Source organism: Kaistia sp. MMO-174 (assembly GCF_037147815.1).
GTDB lineage: Bacteria > Pseudomonadota > Alphaproteobacteria > Rhizobiales > Kaistiaceae > Kaistia > Kaistia nematophila.
Genome location: NZ_JBBCUO010000002.1, coordinates 128,530 through 144,964, shown reverse-complemented (window position 1 = coordinate 144,964; position 16,435 = coordinate 128,530). Strand labels below are relative to the sequence as shown.

The window sequence follows — 16,435 nt, the reverse complement described above, 5'->3', positions numbered from 1 at the left end:
CTAGCTCCGATCGGCCGCCAGTTGCCGATGCCGCTCGAACAGCTTCGGCATCTGCACCTTGGTCGAATAGGGAAACGCCTTGGCGCGGATCGCCTCCGGCGCCAATCGGCCGGTCGCGATCTCGTCCCAAAGCGTCAGGAAGCCCGCCGTCATCTGCTCCGCCGAGGCGAGGGCATCCGCGGGGCGCTCGACCAGGAATCCGCTCTCGCCCGCGACGAGCAGCGGATCGAACTGCGGCAGGCGGATCGCGCCGACGGGACGGCCGGTCGAGAGAAGTTCGAGCAGGTAGCAGGGCATGCCTTCGAAGAAGGAAGTGAGCACGCCGGAATGGCATTGCCGCATGATCGCGGCCACGCCTTCGGAATTCTGGAAGCCATGCCGGATCGTGAACGGCTCGATCGCGGCGAATTCGGCGAAGCGATGGGGATCGCTGGTTCCGATATAGTGAAACTCGAACCGCCCGCCCCGCGCCGCATGCAGGCGGCGCATGGTCTCGAACATCAGGGGCGGGTCCTTGAAGGTGTCGAGGCGGCCGGCGAAGACGATGCGGAACACGTCGCCTTCCGGGAACGGCGCCAGCGCGAAGCGGTCCATGTCGACCGAGACGGTCAGCAGCTCCGACTTCGTCACGAATTGCGGCATCACCTTCTTGAACCGCTCGATGATGTTCTGGTTGACGCAGACGATGCGGCTGGCGAGGCGAAGCGCGATGCGCTCGTTCAGGGCGTTGATGTACCAGAATCGCTTGATGAGCGAATCCATCTGGTCCTTGCGGCTACCCTCGCCATGCACGAGTTGAACCACCGGACGCCCGAGCATCCGGCCGATCGGCGCGAACTCGAAACGCTGCAGCTCCGTCGTCGCGTGAGGCGCGTCGCCGAGCCGGCGGATCGTCGGCAGGTAGCGCAGCGCGCCGAGCGCGAAGCGCAGCGTCACCGATTGCCAGAGCTTCTTGGCGGCGCCATGGATCTCGCGGTCCGGAATGTGCACGACGGGAAGGAAGTCGATCGTGTGGTCGCCGACCGCCAGCTTGACCACCTTGCCGAGCTCGAGATCGCCTCGCTCGTCGACGCCAACCAGCAGGACCGAGAAATCCGGCGGATGGCGCTCGAACATCAGGCGGACATGCGTCTCGATACCGCCGACCTTCGAGCCGCGCGGATCGATCGGATGCAGCATGGTCAGCCGGTGTGTCATTCTCGAATTACCCTAGCCGCGCGCGGAGCCCTTCATCAGGTAACCGATGTAGTAGCCCATCGAGCGGGCGTAGCGCATCCCCAACCGGCGCGGCTCCTGGATGAAGCGCCAGACCCATTCCGTCCCGGTGCGCTGGAACAGAAGCGGCGCGCGCTTGCTGCGGCCCGAAATGAAATCGAGCGCCGCGCCGATGCAGATGTAAATGACCCCGGAGGGCCGCTGCTGCACGGCGGCATGTGCGAAGAGCTCCTGCTTCGGCGCGCCGAGCGCCACGAAGCAGATGCCGGCGCCTGAAGCGGCGATGCGGCCGGCGGCGGCCATCGCGTCGGCCCCGACCGGATCGAAGCCGCGCGGCGGCGATTCCGAACCCGCGATCTCAAGACGGGGAATGGCGGCTCTGAGCCGCGCGGCGGCCTCGTCGCGGATGGCGTCGGATGTGCCGAAGAGATGGATCGAGACGCCGGCGGCGGCGGCGGCCTCGCAGAGCGGCACGACCAGATCGGCGCCGGTCACGCGATCCACCGCAACGCCCTGGCGTCGCGCGATGCTGACGACGGGCGCGCCGTCCGCCGTCACATAGGTCGCGGCGGCGTAGGCCTCGCGAAATCGGGCATCGTCCCTGAGCTTGACCAGATGGTCGAGGTTGAGCGTGAAGACATCACCGCCGATGCCGTTCGCCGCATCCGAGATGACGCGTGCGATCAGTTCGGCCTGCGTCGCGACATTCACCCGCCCAGCATCGATGCGCACGAGATCCGGCGGCGTTGTCGATCGCATGGTGTCTGAACTTGCCATGATCGCCTGCTCGTCTCCCGTTTATCCAATCGGCGGCTTCCGGCCAAGGCGTTGCGCCTCGCCGAGGCTTGCCGGGTACCGATATAGCTGAGAAGGTTAAAAAGACTGGAACCGGACGCGATGGAGACCGCCGTGAAGTTCTCCCGCAGGGATTTCCTTGCCGCTGGCGCCGGATTGTCAGCCGCGCTGCTGCGGCCGCCAGGGATCGCGGCGACACCGAAGAGCGAAACTCTGGGCGCGATCGCCGGGCAAGCCCGCGTCGTCTTCGGCACGTCGATCGCCGCCGATACGCTGGAGAACCAAGCCCAGGCTTCGCTCTATGTCGAACAGGCGCGGATCTTCACGGTCGACTGGGCGCTGATCTTCGGCCATCTGCGGCCCGAAGCCAATCTCTTCCTGCCGGGAGACGCGGAAGCGATCCTCGCCTTCGCCGAACCGGCGGGCATTCCCGTTCACGGCCACGCCCTCGCCTGGAATGAGAGCCGGCCGGAATGGCTGATGGCGCTGTCGCGGGCCGAAAAGCAGAAGGCGCTCGACCGCCATATCGACGAGACCGTCGGCTATTTCGCGGGCCGTCTGCCGTCCTGGAATGTGGTCAACGAACCATTCTGGCCGGGCCACGGCCTGGCCGGCGACTTTCGCGGCGGTCCCTGGCTGGACGCGTTCGGTCCGGACTATGTGAGCCGCGCCTTCAAGCGCGCTCAAGCCGCTGACCCGAAGGCTCGGCTGGTCCTGAACGAGGCGATGACGGAGGTCTGGAACGAGGACGGCGCAAAAATCCGCGCCGGTCTCCTGAAGCTTGTCGACAGGCTGCAGCACGACGGAGTGCGGCTCGACGCGGTGGGGCTGCAGGGGCATCTGGACCCAGGACGCCCGTTCGACGATTCCGGCTTCGCAGACTTCCTGCACCAGCTGGCCGAACGCAAGATCGACATCCTGATCACCGAGCTGGACGTCGACGACAGCAGCTTTCCGGACGACATCCCGGCGCGCGACGCCGCCGTCGCCGCCCGCTACCGCGACTTCCTGAATGCCGTGCTGAGTGTGCCGGCGGTCAAGACGGTGATCACCTGGCAGCTCGCCGATTCCGCCAGCTGGTATGAGCACGCCGCGCGCGAGGCCGACCCCGACGCGAAGCGCCTGCCCCGGCCCCTGCCCTATGATTCGGATTTCCGGCCAAAGCCTGCCGTCGACGCGATCGTGGCGGCGCTCACGGGCCGGCCGAAGCGAACGCCCTAGCCACGCGCGGCGAGCTTGGCGGCAAGGCGCTCAATCAGTTGCGCCTTGTCGCGATCGGCAGCGCTGTTCCAGCGATCGAGATTGGCCTTGGCGAGCTCAGCCGCCGCGACAAAGCCATCGGGCGGGTCGATGAGCCGCGCCCGGATTCGCAGGGCGGCCTCATCCGGCCTGGCCGGATCGATCAAAAGACCGGAGGCCCCCAGCGCTTCGCGAAACACCTTGATGTCGGCCACGATGGTGGCCAGCCCGCCCTGCTGCGCTTCGAGCGGCGCGAGGCCGAGGCCCTCGTCATGCGAGGTGGTGATCAGCGCATGCGCGGCGGCGATCAGTTCGCGAACGCGGTCGGCGGGCTGATAGCCGTGCAGCGTCACATGCGGCAATGCCTTCAGCGCCTCGACCTCATTGCCCCAGCCCAGGCGGCCGACGATGTCGAGCCGGGCATCGACGCCGGCCGCCTGCAACGCGGCGGCGACGGCCGCGGCGGCGCGGAGGTTCTTGCGTGGTTCGACCGTGCCGATCGCGATCAGCCGAAGCGCCTGCCCCTTCGACCAGATACGAGCCCGGCCAGCCTGATGGGCGATGCCGAAGACATCGCGGACGCATGGCCGATAGAGCGAAATCTCCGCATCCGGCCGGGCGAAGCGGGAGACCTCGTCGCGGGTGGTTTCGGAATTGACGAGCAGCCACGGCAGACGGCGCAAGGCGAAACGAAATGCTGGCGCCATATAGGTTTGGGCGCGCCAGTTCAGATCCTGCTTCCGTGTCAGCAGGAAGGTGTCATGAATGTAGGGAATGACGCGATCACCGAACAGCGACACAGGGATCGACGGCGGAAAGCCCGGACAGAGCGCCAGCGAGCGCCGATTGGCCGCGAGCCGCGCGGGGAGCCGGACCGTCTGGGCCACAATCATGCCGCGCGTGCCGGAGGCGCGCAGAGGCTCCACCGGAAGCGGCGCAAGCGCTTCGGCAGAAAAGAGTTCGAGCGTAATCCGTTCCAGCCCCGTCACGTAGCGGCCGAGATGGCTCTCGTCGACATGGATGACGGGGGACTGCGCCATGGCGATCAAGCCGTCGCGGTCGCGGGGGGCGCATCGTCGACGACGACCGACGTCGCCCGGGCCGCCACCATGCCTCGCAGGTCCGGCACGAGGCGGCGAAGATCGGCGAACATGGAGCGGATCTCCGGAGAATCCGCCTCCTCGGCATCGACGACCATGACGACGTCGTCGGCGATATCGACCAGGGAACTGAACAGGGCCGGCGGACAGGAGGGGCCGAGATCGACCACGACGCGCTGGAACCCATCCGCCACGTCGCGGATCGTCTCGACCAGGCGTTCGCCATGAAAGCCGATCTGGTGGCGCAGGCGCGCGCTCGCGGCGGGCAGAAGCACGATGGAGGCGCCCTCGAGCCGACTGCCGATGGCGTCAGCCTCGGCGTGACGGAGATCGAGATCGAGAATGCCGGAGACGTCGCGGCCGAGAAGCGAGGAACCCGTCGTCACCGCGCCGCTATTGGCATCGATCAGCAGCGTCTCGGCCGACTGCTCCGCCATGACGCGGGCCAGGCCATAGGCCACGGCGGCGATCGCGCCGCTGGCGGCGGTTCCGAACAGGACATGCACCGCCGGCCCCTCCGTATCGGCCGGCTTCATCAGCTGGTCGGCGAGCGACTGGAAGGCAGGGCGGGAGTCGACGGCAACGCCGCCCATCAGTTCTCCGGCCGCCTCCTCGGTCACCACGTCGCCGCTCGCCAGCGATCCGGGAACGCCGATTTCGGCAAGCACATTGCCGGGCTCGGGCGGGGCGGGACGGGCTTCCGGCAGTTCAGCTTTTGGCCCGGCCGCGTCATCGACGAGATGAAGCGCGGGCGCTCCCTGGGGACGGTCCAGGCGCGAACGACCACGATAGAGCGCGAGGGCGAAGCCGACGCCGAGACCGCCGATGCCGGCCAGTCCCAGGATGATCTTCTTGCGCGGCCAGGAGGGATAGAGCGGCACCTGCGCCGGGCTGATGATGCGCGCGTCGGAAACCTGGAGATTCTCCTGCAGCCCGGTCTCCTGCGCGCGGGCGACGAAGGCGCGGTAAACGTCACGACGGATCGTCGCCTCGCCTTCGAGATCGCGAAGCGCGATGCTGGCGTCGCTCGTCTGGCTCACTTTGTTCGTCGCGGCGGCCAGCGCCGCGGCGGAACTCGCCACCTGCGACTTGGCGAGGTCCGCGTCGACGCGGGCGCGCGCCACCATCGTGTCGAGCTCCTGCTTGATCAGGCCGCGGCTGCGGGCGATGTCGGCATCGATCGCCTGCATGCGCGGATGGCGATCGCCGAGCGTCTGCTGCAATTCGGCCTGCTGCCGCAGCGCCAGCGCATACTCGACCTTCAGGCGGCCGAGCACGGGGGAATCCACGGACGAAAGCGCCGAGGCGAGATCGCCGCCGCCCGAACGTGCGATGGCGTCGAGCTTTGCCAGGCGGCTGGAAGCCTCGTCGGCCTTGAGCCGCGCCGTAACGTTCGCCTCATTCAACTGCTTCAGCGTCTGCTCGTCGACCGGTCGCCCGTCGACCTGGACGACGTTGTTCTCGCGGCGATAGGCCTCGACGCGGTCCTCGGCCTCGCGCGCCTTGGCCTTCAGGTCGTCGATCTGCCGGGCAATCAGGATATTGGCCTGGCGCGCGGCGTTCTGCTTGGCCTCGGTGAGACTGGCGATGAAGGCGTCGGCGACCGCGTTCGAAAGCCGGGCCGACTTCTCCGCCGAAGTCGAGGAGACGATGACGTCGATGACATAGGTCTGGGCGCCGCGCTCGGCGCGGACATGGCGCGCGAAGGAATTCATCACGGCGTCCAGATCGGCCGGACTGCCGGTGCCGCCGAATTCGGGATCATCGATGAGATGCTCCCGTTCGACCACCTTGCGCAGCGTGCCGGTGGCGGTGACGAGATCGACCTGCGTCTCGATCCAGCTCAGATCGACGCCCTGGGTCGGGCGCACCACTTCCTCGCCGACGAGCTGCTTGTCGCGCGGATCGAGCAGCACGCGGGCCGTCGCCTGATAGACCTTGTCGGCCAGATAGGAATAGGCGAACCCGGCGCCGACGAAGAGCGCGGCGACCAGCAGGATCAGCAGGACCTGGCGGCGCAGCATCGCCAGCAGCATGGAGAGGTCAATGGAATCCGAGGCGGCGGAATCGAACGCTCCGCCGGCTTCGCCCGCCGGATCGGAGGGGCGACTCATCGAGAAATTTGCCTTGGCCGCCATTGTCTTCCATGGACGAGGATGGAATCCGCACGCCTTACGGATCGCCGGCCCGCAGGTCCGGCCCAATGACTATGGAGACGCGCGATTAAGGATACCTAAACGTTGATTTGAGGCCGCGTCACGGCGATTTGTTCATAAATCGCGCAGCCGCCTGTCTTCCCCGCGCGACGAAAGATCCGTCCTCGCGTTCACGCACTCGTCGCTTGCTTTTTGCACGCGGGATGAAACGGTTAACGCTATCGCCAGAAACAGGGACGCGTCGGGCGGGAATGGGCCTATAGCTCGTGCGCGCGCAACCCTGCGCAACGGACAAGTTCTCAGGCATGGTGACGACCTCCCCTCGGAGAGACAGGCATATCGAGGCACTACGCGGTTTGGCCTGCGTGCTGCTCGTCGCCTACCACGTCATCGGCAATGACCCGCAGCACGGGATGCACATCGCCGGACACAATGGCTGGCGGCTCTTCACCGAGCTATTCATCCACATCCGCATGCCGCTGTTCTCGTTCCTGTCCGGATACGTGTTCCAGGCTTATGTCGCCGACCGCGCGGCGCTGTCCGTCGCCTTCGGCAAGAAGCTGCGCCGGATCGGCATCCCCTTCGTGGTCGTCTCCACCCTGTTCTATTTCTGCTTTGGCCTGATCAACCACGATTTCTCGCAACCGATCTGGCAGCTCTACCTTCTGCCCTACGAGCACTACTGGTATCTGCAGGCAACCATGCTGATGATGGCAGCACTGCTTACCGGAAACTATATCGCCGGGAGGCATTCCCGCGCCTTCATGACGGCGCTGTTTCCAGTCGCCTGCGCCATCTTCGTCGCCGCGCCGACCTTCAATCCCGACCTGTTCGCCATCGGCTCGGCGTTCTATCTCCTGCCCTATTTCCTGCTCGGCCAATTGCTGCGGGTCTGGTCTCTCAACGCGCGGATCGGCGACGTGCCGGCGCGACGGCGCCTCGTGACAGCCCTTTTCGGGCAGGCCGTGGCCGTGCTGTTCCTGCTCAATCTCGGACAGTATGAAGGCTGGAACGGGCTGAACTTCGCCCGCCAGTCCACCTTCGGGCTCCTGTTCGGGCTGGCCGCCTGCCTGTTTCTCTTCTTCAGTCGCCTGACCTGGCAGCCGCTCGAATTCGTCGGCGGCTATTCCTATACGATCTATCTCTTCCACGTCTTCTTCACCGCCGCGCTTCGCAAGGCGCTGGGGACGCTGCTGCCCGGCCTGCCGAACGGGGTGTATTTCGCCGCGGCCCTCGTCGTCGGTCTCGGCATGCCGATCCTGCTCCATCGGCTGCTCGTCCGCACGCGCTGGACGGCGCTCCTGTTCCTCGGCATCACGCTGCGCCCGGTGAGCGGCGCGCGCGCCGACGGCGCGGATGCGAAAGCGGAGAAGGCGGCGACGACATGAGCGCTTCCCGGACCGCGCCGAGCTTCCATCGACCGATCCGGATTGCGCGCCCCTACGGGCTCGCCACAGGCCTGACGGCGCTCACCGTCGCCGTGCTGTTCCTGGTCTCGTCCAAGGTGCTGCAGGCGGCGGGCCTGCCCTATGCGTCTGCGGGCGGATCGCCGCTCGCAAAATTCCATCCGGCGACGTTCCTGTCGCTGGCCTCGCTCGCCGTATGGGCGGTCGCGATCGGTCCGGGGTCTATGCTGGCGACGCTGGCGGTGCGCCGGCCGGGCCTGCTCGTCTTCGCGATGGCGATCGCGCTGCTGACATTCCAGACCGCCATCGTCCAGAAGCTGCCGATCTCGGCGATCGCCGACACCTTCGTCCTGCCGCTGGCGATGTTCGTCTCGCTCTCGGCGCTGCGCGCGCCGATGATGGAGCGACTGGTCATCGCGCTGCACCTGTTCTTTCTGGTCAACTCGACGCTGGGCTTCGCGGAGTATTTCACCGGCTGGCGGCTGACGCCCTATTATTCAGGCGGCGAGGTCATCACCTATGACTGGCGATCGACGGCGCTGCTCGGACATCCGCTGATCAACACGCTCGCCACCGGGCTCTATCTGCTGATTCTGACCGGCCCCGGCGGCCGCCGCTTCGACCTGCCGCTTCGCACCTTCCTGCTGATCTACAACCTCAGCGCCATGGTCACCTTCGGCGGCCGCGCCGCAACCGTCGTGGTGCTGCTCCTGCTCGCCGCCCGCAGCGCCTGGAGCATCGCCGCCGTCCTCGCCGGCAGGCGGTTCCGCCTGCGCGACGCCTTCGCCGTCATCGTCGTGCTCACCCTGATCGCCACCGTCGGGTCGCTGCTGGTCCAGGGGGGTATTCTCGATACCTTCCTGAGCCGCTTCGAGGATGATTCCGGCAGCGCCGCCACCCGCATCGCCATGTTCCACATCTTCGACGGCATGGCACTGCGGGATCTGGTCTTCGCCCCCGACCTCTCCCATGTCGCCTCCAACCAGCGCCGGCTCGACCTCGCGATCGGAATCGAGAGCTTCGTGGTTGCCTTCTTCGCCTACTACGGCATCATCACCACGCTGCTGTTCTTCGTCGGGCTCCTCTTCTTCTGCTCCGAGATTCTCCGCAGCGTCGGGTGGGCGGGCCTGCTGCCGCTGGCCTATTTCTTCCTCGTGACGTCGACCTCGACCGGCATCGCCAACAAGACGACGGACATGGCGCTCATGATGACGATGATCCTGATCCTGCTCGATCGTCGCTTCATTCCGCCTTCCACCAACGAACCGCGCGCATGCTGATCCGCCAGACGATCCGCTACCTTCCGGCACAATTGCTGTCGCCCGCCTTCCAGCTGCTGTCGATGGTGGTCTGGACCTATTTCCTGCCGCCGGCCGAGATGGGCTCCTACGTGCTCATCACGGCGACGCAGGAGTTCGCCTATCTGATCGCGTTGTCCTGGTTCTCGGTCTACGCGCTGCGTTTCATGCCGTTCGAGCGCGGTCGGGCCGAGCGCAGCGCCTTCCTGCACACCGAAGCGGCGGTCATCTTCCTCTCGGTCGCAATCAGCCTCGTCGCCGCGGTGATCACGGTTGCGATCATCGACGTCACCCATCTCACCTGGCAAACCGTGCTGGTCGTCGCCTTCTTCTTCGCGACGCGCGGCATCAACACCCACTATTCCGAGCGGGCACGGGCGCAGTCAAACATCCTGGCCTACACGCTGCTGCAGATCCTTGGGCCGATCCTCGGCTTCGGCATCGGCCTGGCGCTGCTGACATGGTGGCAGCCGACCAGCGAGGCTCTGATCCTCGCCTATGGCGCGGCACAATTCATCGCCAATCTCGTCGCCGCGCCAATGATCGGCATCGCCATCCTGCCGCGCCGGATCGAGGCCGCGATCCTCCGCGCCGCCTTCGCCTATGGTGGCCCGATCCTGATCCTCTATGGCCTCGGCTGGATCGCCGAGAACAATTTCCGATACGTCGTCGGGCACATCTCGGGCGCCGCCGCCTTCGGCCTGATGGCCGTCGGCTGGGGGCTCGGCCGGCGCTGCGCATCCTTCGGCGCCATGCTGGTCGCGGCGGCCGCCTTCCCGATCGCGGCCCGCCTCCTGAACGAGGGCAGGCGCGCCGAAGCGCTGCAGCAACTCGCCACCAACGCCGCCCTTCTGATCGGCGTCATGGCGCCGACCGTCGTCGGCATCGCCATGATCAGCACGCCGGCCACCGACCTGCTGATCGCCGAGCCCTACCGCGAGATGACCAAAACGATCCTCGGCCTGTCGGCACTCGCCGCCGCCATCCGCTTCCTGCATGTGCATGTCAGCGACCAGATCTTCATCCTGGAGAAGCGGCTCTCTTATGCCGGCATCGTCGACATCGTCGAGATCGTCGCGGCAGTCGTCCTGACCACCGCGGGACTGCTGCTCTTCGGTCCGATCGGCGCCGTAGTCGGCACGGCCCTCGGCTCGACCGCGGCAGCGGCCGTCAGCATGTATCTCGCCATGCGGAGGCTCGACTTCGTCCCGCCCGTGCTCGACATCGTCAAGGTCATGGCCGCAACCAGCGTCATGGCGCTCGGCCTCGCCCTCGTCCCGACCGCACGGAGCGTCACCGGGCTGGTACTGACGATTCTTCTCGGCATGGGGCTCTATGCGATCGCCATCCTGGTCGCCTATGGCGGCGAGGCGCGGACCATCCTACGACGCCGGCTGGACCGTCGCGCCCAAGCCGCCGCGTGAGCGGGCTCAGGCGGCCCGTCGCAATACCTTGCGGGCCAGCTTTTCAATCGCGGGATGGCGCTTGACGAACGCCTTGGCGCCTTCGTAGCCGACCGTCGACCAGCCGCGCCACGAGAGGCTCTCGTGAATGCTGACGAGCGGCACGCGTTCGACTTCGAAGGCGCGCTTGTGGCCGTAATCCCCGATCGTGAAATCAAAGACGCGATAGCCCTGCCGGTGCAGCGCCTCCATGGTCCGCTCGATCACCAGCCGGCCCGGCGAGCAATTGGCCCATTCACCACCTGCCGTGCTGATCCGCACCATTGAATAGTGATCGCCATGCGCGATGCCGAACAGGCCCGCGACCAACTCGTCGCCGGCGACCAGCGCCGACAGTTTCGCCGACCCGTCCTTGAGGCCATCGAGCAGCATATCACGGTAGAAGGCGTCATAGTCCGGCTCGTCGAGCAGATAGGGCAGCCCGAGCGAGCGGATACGCGCGCTCTGCTGCGCCGTCAGGTAGCCGTAGATCTTCCGTACCGTTTCCGCATCCTCGACGAAGATGAAGCGCGCGCGCTCGTCCCGCGTGAAGACACGCCAGAATCGCCCGAGTTCCTTTCGGTTCTCCTTGGCGAGGCTGCGCAGCCAGGTCTCGTAGTCGGTATCTATGCGGACATAATTGCCGAAGAGATGCGAGGCCTCGCCGCCGAGCGCCTGGACCAGCGGATTGGGCCGCCCGCCGATCTCCGTCACCACCTTGGTGAACTCGATCAGGTCGGCCGGCGGCAAGGATGCGCGAACGGCGCGCCACAGCGACAGCGCTTCCGCGACATCGACCGGCGCGGCGGGTCCGAGCAGCGGCGCGTTGTAGTCGGTGATGCCGAGATCGGCGAATTCGATGGTTCTCAGACGATCGCGGCGCAGGATCAGAGGCAGCGCGACAGCAGCAGCTCCACCGGCGTCGGCGACATGAACGAGCAAGGGTTGGACATCGGGCCGGCCCGAGAAGGCGGCATACCAATGCGCCAGCCACGGCTCGGCCTGGAAGGGCGTGGGCGACGGCCCCTCGGCGAAGAAGGGCCGCCAGTCGCCGGCCGCCTCCTGCCAGGATCCATGCACGGTGACCGTCCAGCGATCACGCGCCCCGCTGCTCATCGCGCTCATCCTCCGCTCATGGCGGTTGTGCCAAAGAGCCTCAGACGACGTAAGCGGGGATGTCGACGATCGTCGTGGTTGTCCCCGGCGCAAGCCGGAAATCCACCGGCATCATCTTGCGCTGCTCGCGCTTGTACCAGGGACTGCGGCGCCATCCCGCCTGCAGGGCGGCCTTGGCCCAGAAGGCCGGACCATCGGCGCTCCCGCGCTTCGGCTTGACGCCGAAATGCTTGCGGAGGATGCCGTTCGCCACGGTCATCATCTGTTCGCGACGGATTTCCTCCGTCCAGTGCTCGGTCGTCATCGAGACGCTGAGCTCGTCATGGTTCTCGACGCGGTGCGGGGCGTTCAGCTCCCAGGTCAGCATCTGGCCAGGCTCGAGATCGAGCACCAGCGCGTCGCGATCGAACTCGGGATCGTAGCGAAGCGCCGATTCAAGCCCGGTCAGCGCGATCTTCTCCAGCTCGTCCTGCGGCAGGTAGGGCTCGGCGGCCGGATAGATATAGACGCGCTTGCGGCCGAGGATCTGCCAGAGCGCCTGCCCCGGAAGATCCGCGTGATAGTGCGCCTTGGCGTTGGGCGACGAGATCAGGATGCCCATTTCGTGGCCGAAGGAATGGAAGCCGGGCACGCGCTCGCGGACCTCGGCGTAGATCGACTGCAGCAGGTCGTTGTAGCGCTTGTCGACGAGCTTCAACTCGCGCAGCTGAAGCCACAGACCACCCGAGGCGATCTGCGCCATGACCTCATGGCCGCTGAGGCCGCCGACTTCGCCGCGACGCCAGATCTTCTTCTCCTCGCCGCGCGAACTGGTCCGCATCAGCGAGTAGTGCTCGATCGGGTAGCGCTCGATCAGTTCGGCCAGGGCTTCCTTGGAAAAGAGATCATTCTGGCTGAGCGTGTGATCGATCCGGATCGGCTTCCTGCCCCAGTCCCTGCTGAAGTCGCTGGACCAATTCCTGAAAATGGTATCGGGCACGACAGCCTCCGTCAGCAGATCCCGGTTCTTGCCTACAAGTTTAACGAAAAGCGCCCGCAGCGGCCATTGAATTTGGCCAACACAGTAAATGCTGGGCAAGCTTTATCTCGCGCGCTTTTCGTAAAATTCTCTTGATCGCGCAAAATACCAAGACCGGCGCAAGCATTCCCTAGCCGAGCAGGAGCAATGCCGACCTTGGCTCCAGGCGCAGGGACTGCGCGGACACGGACATGGCCGCCCGGATGCCATCCGGATCGAGAGACGCCGCGCCCAGCCGCCAGCGACCGCCGCCGGCATGGGGCGGCAGACGCAGATCGATCGGCGCCGGACCGGCGTGCAGCACGAGGCAGACGCGGTCCAAAGGCACGTCGGCCGTCGCCGTCGCCAGAACGGCGACCAGCGCCCGGTTCCCCGGCGCGTGCCAGCCGGCCTCGTCCAGCGGCCGGCCGTCGGCGTCGAACCAGCCTACATCCGGCTCGTCGCTGCCCGGCACGACCTTACCGGTGAGCGGCCGGGGGTCGCGCAGCGCTGGATGATCCGCACGCAAGGCTATGATCTCGCTCGTGAAATCAATCAGTTCCTCGTCTGCCGATACCCAGTCGAGCCAGGCGAGCGGCGTGTCCTGCGCATAGGCGTTGTTGTTGCCCTTCTGGCTGCGGCCGAGTTCGTCGCCCATGGTCAGCATCGGCGTGCCGCGCGAGAACACCAGCGTCATCAGCAGCGCGCGGACATCGGCGCGGCGGCGGGCGAGGATCGCTGCGTCGGCCGTCTCCCCCTCCGCGTCGTTGTTCCAGGACTTGTTGTCGTCGGTGCCGTCGCGGTTGCGCTCGCCATTGGCGTCGTTGTGCTTGCGGACGTGGGCGACAAGATCGGCGAGCGTGAAGCCGTCATGCGCGGTAACGAAATTGACGCTTCTGGTAACGCCCCGGTAACGGGGCGCGAAGATGTCGGCCGAGCCGGCGAGGCGCGTGGCGATGTCGCCGACCATGCCGCCGTCGCCACGGAAGAAGCGTCGCACCGTGTCGCGATAGCGGTCGTTCCACTCGCCCCAGGCGGCCGGAAAATTGCCGAGCTGATAACCGCCCGGCCCGATGTCCCAGGGCTCGGCGATCAGGACGAGATCGCGCAGCAGCGGATCCTGCTCGATCGCGGCGAGCAGCGGCGCGGCAGGATCGAAACCATCCTCGCGCCGGCCGAGCGTGGTGGCGAGGTCGAAGCGGAAGCCGTCGACGCCGGCGCGCTCGACCCAGGTCCGGAGCGCATCCATGACGAGGCGCACGACCGGCGGGCGATCGCAGGCGAGGATGTTGCCGGTGCCGGCGTCGTTGACATAGCCGGAGGGGTCGCCGTGCTCGAGCCGGTAGTAGGTGGGATTGTCGAGGCCGCGCAACGACACGGTCGGGCCGAGATGGTCGCTCTCGCCCGAATGGTTGAAGACGACATCGAGGATGACGGCGATGCCGGCCGAATGAAGCGCCGCGACGGCGTCGGCCACTTCGGCGAAACCGCCCGGCGCCAGGCGCGGATCCGGCGCCATCCAGGCGATCGGGTTATAGCCCCAGTAATTGACGAGGCCGAGCGGCGGCAGGTGGCGTTCGTCGAGCCAGGCCGCGACCGGCAGCAGTTCGACCGTGGTGACGCCGAGCCGCTTCAGATGCGCGATCGAGGCGGGATGACCGAGGCCGGCGAAGGTGCCGCGAATGGCCTCCGGCACGGCCGGATTGCACTTGGAAAAGCCGCGCACATGCAGTTCGTAGATCACCTGCCGGTCCCAGGCGATCGGCGGCGTCAGGCGCGGCCTTGCCTTCGCGGCGGCGGTGACGATCGCTTTCGGCACGACGGCGGCGCTGTCGCGCCCGTCGCTCGCCGCACCCAGGCGGCGGGCGTCGAACAGGACGTCGTCGAGCCGGAACGGCCGGTCGAGCGCCAGCGCATAGGGATCGACCAGGAGTTTCGCGCCGTTGAAGCGCAGGCCCGCCTCCGGACGCCATGGCCCCTCGGCGCGCAGGCCATAGCGCGCGCCCGGCCGGACGCCCTCGACATGACCGTGATGGACGTCGCCCGTGCGGCCCGGCAGGCGGATGCGGCGAAGCTCGACCTCGCCTTCCGCGTCGAAGAGGCAGAAGAAGATCGCCTCGGCATGGGCGGAAACGACCGCGACATTGACGCCGATCGCGGTCGGCGTGACGCCGAGCGGTTCGGCCGATCCCTCGCCGAAAGGAATGCCGGCCACCATCAGCTTGCCGCCGCCAGATCCCGATAGAGCCTCGCATAGGCGGCTGCCGGCCGGGTCCAGGAAACATCCGTCTTCATGGCGTTCTTCTGCAGCTTCTTCCAGCTCGGACGGTCGCGCCAGAGCGCGGCGGTGCGCAGGATCGCGCCTTCCAGCGCGTCGCCGGAGACGGGGTTGAACTGGATGCCGGTGCCGACGCCGGCGGCGAGCGCCACCTCGTTGGCGTCGATCACAGTATCCGCCAGACCGCCGACGCGAGACACCAGCGGCAGCGCGCCATAGCGCAGCGCACAGAGCTGCGTCAGCCCACAGGGTTCGAAGCGAGACGGCACCAGGATCACGTCCGAGCCGGCCTGGATCAGATGCGCCAGCTCCTCGTCATAGCCGTTCAGCATGCCGACGCGGCCGCGATGCAGCGTGGTGGCGGCGGCAAAGCCGTTCGCGAGCCCCGGTTCGCCCGAGCCGAGCAGCGCCAGCTGCCCGCCGGCGCCGAGCAGCGCCGGCAGCCGTTCCAGCAGGAGGTCTAGCCCCTTCTGCCAGCTCAACCGGCTGACGACGCCGAAGATCAGCGCATTCGGATCGACGTCGAGCCCGAGCTTCTGCTGCAGCGCCTTCTTGTTGGCGGCGCGGCCGGCAAGGCGCGCCAGATCGAAGGGGGCGGCGATCCTCGGATCGTCGGCCGGGTTCCAGACCCCGGTGTCGATGCCGTTCAGGATGCCGGAAACCGCGTTGCCGCGGGCGCGCAACAGGCCGTCGAGCCCCATGCCGCCCTCCGGCGTGCGGATCTCGGCCGCATAGGTCGGCGACACGGTGGTGATGCGGTCGGAAAGCTGCAGGCCTGCCTTCAGGAATCCGATTGTGCCGTAATATTCGACGCCGTCGATGGCATAGGCGTGGGCCGGCAAGCCGAGGGCCGGCAGCAGGTCCCGGCCATACTGGCCCTGGAAGGCGAGGTTGTGGACGGTCATCACCGTCGGCACGGCCGGACGGTCGGAATAGCGCAGATAGGCGGCGGTCAGGCCCGTCTGCCAGTCATGCGCGTGGATGACGTCCGGCTTCAGCTTCGGCACCAGCCCCTGCCCGATCTCGGCCGCCGCGCGCGAAAGCGCGGCGAAGCGAAGCGGATTGTCGAGCCAGTCCTTGCCACCGGCATCGACATAGGGATTGCCCGGCCGGTCGAAGAGATGCGGCGCGTCGAGCACCAGAAGGTCGAGCCCCGCCGCATGCGCCTTCAGAAGCCGGGCGTCGCGGCCGAACAGGCCGGCGAAGGTGTGCACGACCTCCGGCTTCTTCAGAGCCGCCAGCACGGCCGGGTAGCCCGGAACCAGCGTCGTCACCGCCACATCCTCCGGCGCCAGCGCGCCCGGCAGCGCGCCGGCAACGTCGGCCAGGCCGCCGGTCTTCACCAGCGGGTAGATCTCGGAGACGACGGCGAGGATCTTCAGGGTCATCAACT

General features: G+C 67.1%; 12 protein-coding genes. 4 read left to right on the top strand and 8 right to left on the bottom strand.

What is annotated here, in order from left to right:
- Both WFK98_RS06645 and WFK98_RS06640 read right to left on the bottom strand, forming a co-directional pair.
- Complete coding sequence (locus WFK98_RS06645) at window positions 1–1,197, bottom strand: glycosyltransferase (protein WP_336799703.1); 1,197 nt, start codon at window positions 1,195–1,197, stop codon at window positions 1–3.
- A gap of 12 nt (window positions 1,198–1,209) precedes the next feature.
- A complete protein-coding gene (locus tag WFK98_RS06640; RefSeq protein ID WP_266339998.1) occupies window positions 1,210–1,992 on the bottom strand; it encodes a WecB/TagA/CpsF family glycosyltransferase in 783 nt (260 codons plus the stop codon).
- A gap of 132 nt (window positions 1,993–2,124) precedes the next feature.
- On the opposite strand from WFK98_RS06640, the gene WFK98_RS06635 reads away from it, so the two are divergent.
- Entirely contained in the window at window positions 2,125–3,231 is a 1,107-nt protein-coding gene (locus tag WFK98_RS06635) for an endo-1,4-beta-xylanase (RefSeq protein ID WP_266339997.1), read from the top strand.
- Here the strand turns inward: WFK98_RS06635 and WFK98_RS06630 are convergent.
- Window positions 3,228–4,289, bottom strand: a complete 1,062-nt coding sequence (locus WFK98_RS06630; RefSeq protein WP_336799702.1) for a glycosyltransferase — start codon at window positions 4,287–4,289, stop codon at window positions 3,228–3,230. The two genes, WFK98_RS06635 and WFK98_RS06630, sit on opposite strands and share 4 nt — an antisense overlap.
- A 5-nt stretch (window positions 4,290–4,294) precedes the next feature.
- Window positions 4,295–6,463: a Wzz/FepE/Etk N-terminal domain-containing protein gene (locus tag WFK98_RS06625; RefSeq protein WP_336799701.1), complete on the bottom strand. Its 2,169-nt coding sequence runs from the start codon at window positions 6,461–6,463 to the stop codon at window positions 4,295–4,297.
- 347 nt (window positions 6,464–6,810) lie between these two features.
- Here WFK98_RS06625 and WFK98_RS06620 point away from each other — a divergent pair, with 347 nt between their 5' ends.
- The 3 genes from WFK98_RS06620 to WFK98_RS06610 are packed head-to-tail and all read left to right on the top strand — an operon-like array spanning window position 6,811 to window position 10,633.
- Window positions 6,811–7,893 carry an acyltransferase gene (locus tag WFK98_RS06620; protein WP_336799700.1) on the top strand — a complete coding sequence of 361 codons (1,083 nt, stop codon included), beginning with the start codon at window positions 6,811–6,813 and terminating at the stop codon, window positions 7,891–7,893.
- A complete protein-coding gene (locus WFK98_RS06615; protein ID WP_336799699.1) occupies window positions 7,890–9,191 on the top strand; it encodes a VpsF family polysaccharide biosynthesis protein in 1,302 nt (433 codons plus the stop codon). Before WFK98_RS06620 ends, WFK98_RS06615 begins: the two co-directional genes overlap by 4 nt.
- Window positions 9,185–10,633 carry a lipopolysaccharide biosynthesis protein gene (locus tag WFK98_RS06610; RefSeq protein ID WP_266339992.1) on the top strand — a complete coding sequence of 483 codons (1,449 nt, stop codon included), beginning with the start codon at window positions 9,185–9,187 and terminating at the stop codon, window positions 10,631–10,633. Before WFK98_RS06615 ends, WFK98_RS06610 begins: the two co-directional genes overlap by 7 nt.
- 6 nt (window positions 10,634–10,639) lie before the next feature.
- Here the strand turns inward: WFK98_RS06610 and WFK98_RS06605 are convergent, their stop codons facing one another.
- From WFK98_RS06605 to glgA, 4 genes are all read right to left on the bottom strand, one after another.
- Window positions 10,640–11,767, bottom strand: a complete 1,128-nt coding sequence (locus WFK98_RS06605; protein ID WP_336799698.1) for a GNAT family N-acetyltransferase — start codon at window positions 11,765–11,767, stop codon at window positions 10,640–10,642.
- Between the two features lie 40 nt (window positions 11,768–11,807).
- Window positions 11,808–12,746: a hypothetical protein gene (locus WFK98_RS06600; protein WP_336799697.1), complete on the bottom strand. Its 939-nt coding sequence runs from the start codon at window positions 12,744–12,746 to the stop codon at window positions 11,808–11,810.
- Between the two features lie 169 nt (window positions 12,747–12,915).
- Window positions 12,916–14,982 carry a glycogen debranching protein GlgX gene (gene glgX, locus WFK98_RS06595; protein WP_336799696.1) on the bottom strand — a complete coding sequence of 689 codons (2,067 nt, stop codon included), beginning with the start codon at window positions 14,980–14,982 and terminating at the stop codon, window positions 12,916–12,918.
- Window positions 14,982–16,433, bottom strand: a complete 1,452-nt coding sequence (gene glgA / locus WFK98_RS06590; protein ID WP_336799695.1) for a glycogen synthase GlgA — start codon at window positions 16,431–16,433, stop codon at window positions 14,982–14,984. The genes glgX and glgA overlap by 1 nt, the downstream gene beginning before the upstream one ends.
- Between the last annotated feature and the right edge of the window lie 2 nt (window positions 16,434–16,435).